We start from the raw sequence: 4,004 nt of genomic DNA on the forward strand, positions 1-4,004 counted from the left end.
GGCCCGGGCCGCCGGGGCGCCACGCGGTACGGCCCGTCGACCGGGTGTGGCGCCGCTTTGCGGCCGGCTCAGCGCTCCCGCAGGCCGGGGACCACCTCGCGCAGGCGCTCGGCGCCGATCGCACCCGCCCGCAGCAGGACCGGCACCTCGCCGGTGATGTCCACGATCGAGGAGGGCACGGCGGCCGCGGTCGGGCCCCCGTCGAGGTAGACGGCCACCGAGTCGCCGAGCATGCCCTGGGCGGCGTCGCAGTCCTGCGGCGACTCGTGCCCGGTCAGGTTCGCACTGGAGACGGCCAACGGTCCGGTGGCGTTGAGCAGTTCGATGGCGACCGGGTGCGCGGGCATCCGCACCGCGACCGTCCCACCGGTCTCGCCGAGGTCCAGTTCGACCGACTCCAGGTGGCGGGCCACCACGGTCAGCCCGCCCGGCCAGAACTCCTTGACCAGCTCCCGCGCGCGCTCCGTCACCTCGACCAGCCCGTCCAGCGCCTCCGGGGAGCCGACCAGCACCGGCGAGGGCATGTTCCGCCCCCGGCCCTTGGCCCGCAGCAGGCGGTCGACCGCCTGCGCCGCGAAGGCGTCCGCGCCCACGCCGTACACGGTGTCCGTGGGCAGTACGACGAGTTCACCGCGGCGCACCGCGGCCACGGCCTCGCGCAGCCCGGCTGCGCGCTCCGAGGGGTCCGAGCAGTCAAAACGACGAGTCATCAGGGGTCTCCACCGGCGGGCCGCCGGCCCGCACCGTTCCTCCGGCCCGGCCACCTCTCCGACCGGACACGACCTGGTCAGCCTACCCGTCCTGCTCCCGCTGCCCGGCCGCGCCCTGGCCGGGCAGCGGGAGCGGCGGAATCGTCGGCGGCCTCGGCCGCTCGGGTGGCCCGGCACGGCGACGCCGTACCGGGCCGCCCTCCCCGGGGGCGGGCGGTGCCGGGCGGACGTAGGTTGCGGACATGACCAGTGACGAGACGGTCCCGGCCGTGGGAGTGCGCCCGCTGGACGAGGTGTTCGCCGCGATCGACAGGGTCAACCGGCGCCCCCGGCCCTGGACCGGCTTCGAGCACGGCGTGCTCGGCGCCTACCGATGGGCCGCCGGCGCCCAGATCGCGGCCCCGGTCACCGCCGCCGCGACGGCTGCCGCCACGTCCGGCGCCACCGGACCGGGCCACGCGCAGCTGTTGGCCGAGTGCCAGGCCGCCGCCGTCCGCCTCCACCGGGTCCGTGCCCGGGGGGAGGACCACAGCTATGTGCTCGGCGTCCATCGGGCACTGGCCTGGCTGTGCGGACTGCACGAGGACCGCCCCTGAGCCGGGCGGGCCGGACGTGTCAGGTGCATCGGGGTGTGTCGGGCGTTCGGCGCTGAGCGCGGGTCAGGCCGCGTCAGTAGTAGTGGCGGCGACCGCCGACGGCGTGTCCGAGCGCTCCGGCGACCCACAGGACCAGACCGATGACGACCAGCACGATGCCGATGGTCCAGAGGATCGAGATGCTGGTGACGAAGCCGACGATGAGCAGGATGACACCGAGGATGATCACGATGGTCTCCCGGGGTTGACGGATGGCTGGCGGCGGGGGCGGCCTCGTCGGCTCGAACCGGTCGGGCCGTCCCCGGGAAGCGGGGCCGGTGTTGCCCGGCCCGTTCTCCACAACCCACGCGTGTACCGCGCTACCGCCCGGGCAAACCGGTCCGTCGCTCCCCCGTCAGCGCCGGTGGCGTCCGCCCCGGCGGCGTGGCGGCGCGGCCACCCGGGGCGCGGGCAGGAAGAGCCGGGCCAGCTCGCGGCCCAGATTGACACCGATGGCCAGGGCCATCGCCATCGCGCCGGCCCGCCCGATGCCGCTCAGCCCGACCTCGGGCTCGCCCCGGACGAAGGCGAGCATCCCGAAGTACAGCACCGAGCCGGGCAGCAGCGGCCCCAGCGCGGCGGTGATGTGCGGCAGCGCCGAACTGCCCCGGCAGCGCGCCATGAGCTGACCGGACAGCCCCACCAGCCCGGCCGCCAGGCCGGTGGCCAGGATCGGCTCGCCGCCCGCGTTCACCAGCACCCCGTACGTGGCCCAGCCGGCCGCGCTGTTCACCAGGACCGCCGGCAGCGTGGACGGCTCGGTGTTCAGCAGCACCGCGAACGCCAGGGTGAGCAGCACCGCGGCGGCGAGTTGCAGCGGCGGGTTCACCGCCCCGGGCGGGACGTCCTGGGCGGCGAGGTCGGCGCCGTTGTTGACGCCGACGTAGAGCACCGTCATCACCCCGATCACCACACCGGCCATCAGGTACAGCGCTTCGAGCAACCGGGCGGCGGCGGTGAGGTAGAAGCCCGCCAGGCCGTCCTGGGCCGCCGCCACCATGGGCCACCCCGGCAGCACCGCGTACAGCCCTCCGGTGATCACCACCGATCCGCGCAGGTGCAGCCCGTTGAACGACAGCAGGATGCCGATCACGGCGGCGGGCACCGCCGCCACCACGAACTGGTAGAACGCCGGGAGGTCGTGGCGCGCCACCAGGGCCGAGAACCGCTCGCCCAGCAGCGCGGCGACGAGGGCGCTGGCGAACACCAGCCAGGCCCTGGCGTCGGCCCGGCCGCCGATCAGCAGCGTGGCGGCCCCGGCCATCCCCCCGCAGGAGAGCACGAACAGCCGGCCGGAGTAGGGGCGGCTGCGCCGGCGAGCCGCCACCAGGCGGCCGTGCGCCTCGGGGACGGCCATCCCGCGCACGGTGATCTCGGTGACCAGCCGGAACACGGCGGCCAGCCGCGCGTAGTCGACGGCCGGGCGGCGGACCGAGCACTCGGCCGTCAGAGAGGGCTCCGACGGGCCCGGCTGGTACGAGATCGCCACCCTGGTGAAGGTGACCTGCGGGTCGCAGGGGTGGACCCGGTAGGCGCGCGCGACGGCGAGCATGGCGGCCTCGACGTCCTCGGCCGCCTCACCGCTGGCCAGCAGCAGCTCGCCGACCAGCAGCGCGAGGTCCAGCACCTGCGCCGGCTCGACGCCCTCCGACCGCTCTGCTCCTACCCCCTCCGGCGCGGGCTTGCGGTCGGCCGTCGGGGTGCGCAGCAGCGACAGCATCGCGTCGGGCCAGGGGGCCGCGGTGTCGTCGCCGGTCGTTCCGGGCCGGGCACCCGCCCGTCGCCTTCCGGGCCCGGGGGCCTGGGGCGGCACCCGTTCGGGCCTGGTGGGGCGTCCTTCCGGGCCGGCCTGCGCGCCGAGCTGCTCGTGTTCCGTCATCGCGACTCCCTGACCCCACCCCCTCCGCCACCATCGTGCAGCCGGTCAATTACCCGGAGTGATGCTGTGGCGAACGCGTCACACCGGGCACACCCGTCCGAACCGGAGCACGACCGGCAGTACACGCCCCATCGCCCCGCGCGTGCCGACCTCGGGGGCAAGGGACGGCCGGCCACCGGACCCAGGGGCAGGCCGCACGAGGGCCCGACCGCCGGATTCGCGGCGGCGCCTGCGGGTAGACGCGCCTACGCAACGACCCCGCACAGGAAGGGAGGCGTCGGTCATGCCCCGCGGATCGAGTCCCAAGCGGGAGCGCCAGTACGAGCACATCAAGGAGAGCGCGCTCGACCGGGGCGAGAGCGAGAAGCGGGCCAAGGAGATCGCGGCCCGGACGGTGAACAAGGAGCGCGCCCGGCACGGCGAGTCGAGGACCGCCAGTCGGAGCTCGACCCATGACATGTCCTCCGGTCGGCGCGGCGGTCAGCGCTCGCACCAGGGCTCCCAGGGCCCGACCTACGACCAGTTGTACAACGAGGCCAAGCAGCGCGGCATCAAGGGCCGTTCGAAGATGAACAAGCGCCGGCTGGCCAGCGCGCTCGGCTACTGAGCGGCGCGCTCCGCCCGAGGAGGTGCCTCGATGACCGTCCCGATGCCCCCTGACCCGGACACCCGGCCGACCCCCCATCCCGACCCCGGGCCGTGGCCGGGCGAGCCCGACCCGGCGCCCCCGCCGATCCCGCCGGTCCCGCCGCCGGAGCCGTTCCCGGACCCCGGCCCGGC

At 75.4% G+C, this 4,004-nt stretch carries 5 protein-coding genes; 2 read left to right on the forward strand and 3 right to left on the reverse strand.

Annotated elements, in window-relative coordinates:
* Positions 1-68 precede the first annotated feature (68 nt).
* Complete coding sequence (locus KS423_RS40200) at positions 69-710, reverse strand: L-threonylcarbamoyladenylate synthase (RefSeq protein WP_224284676.1); 642 nt, start codon at positions 708-710, stop codon at positions 69-71.
* A 242-nt stretch (positions 711-952) separates the two neighbouring features.
* Here KS423_RS40200 and KS423_RS40205 point away from each other — a divergent pair, with 242 nt between their 5' ends.
* A complete protein-coding gene (locus KS423_RS40205) occupies positions 953-1,306 on the forward strand; it encodes a hypothetical protein (RefSeq protein WP_224284677.1) in 354 nt (117 codons plus the stop codon).
* Between the two features lie 73 nt (positions 1,307-1,379).
* Here KS423_RS40205 and KS423_RS40210 read toward each other — a convergent pair whose 3' ends face one another.
* Together KS423_RS40210 and KS423_RS40215 are read right to left on the reverse strand one after the other, a co-directional pair.
* Positions 1,380-1,535 (reverse strand): DUF6131 family protein, encoded by a 156-nt coding sequence (locus KS423_RS40210; protein WP_224284678.1) that lies wholly within the window; start codon positions 1,533-1,535, stop codon positions 1,380-1,382.
* A gap of 165 nt (positions 1,536-1,700) precedes the next feature.
* Positions 1,701-3,224: a threonine/serine exporter ThrE family protein gene (locus KS423_RS40215; RefSeq protein WP_224284679.1), complete on the reverse strand. Its 1,524-nt coding sequence runs from the start codon at positions 3,222-3,224 to the stop codon at positions 1,701-1,703.
* Positions 3,225-3,507: 283 nt separating this feature from the next.
* Between KS423_RS40215 and KS423_RS40220 the strand changes: the two genes are divergently transcribed.
* Positions 3,508-3,831, forward strand: a complete 324-nt coding sequence (locus KS423_RS40220) for a plasmid stabilization protein (RefSeq protein ID WP_224284680.1) — start codon at positions 3,508-3,510, stop codon at positions 3,829-3,831.
* The last annotated feature ends 173 nt before the right edge of the window (positions 3,832-4,004 follow it).

This window comes from Streptomyces sp. LS1784 (assembly GCF_020103755.1).
Classification (GTDB): domain Bacteria; phylum Actinomycetota; class Actinomycetes; order Streptomycetales; family Streptomycetaceae; genus Kitasatospora.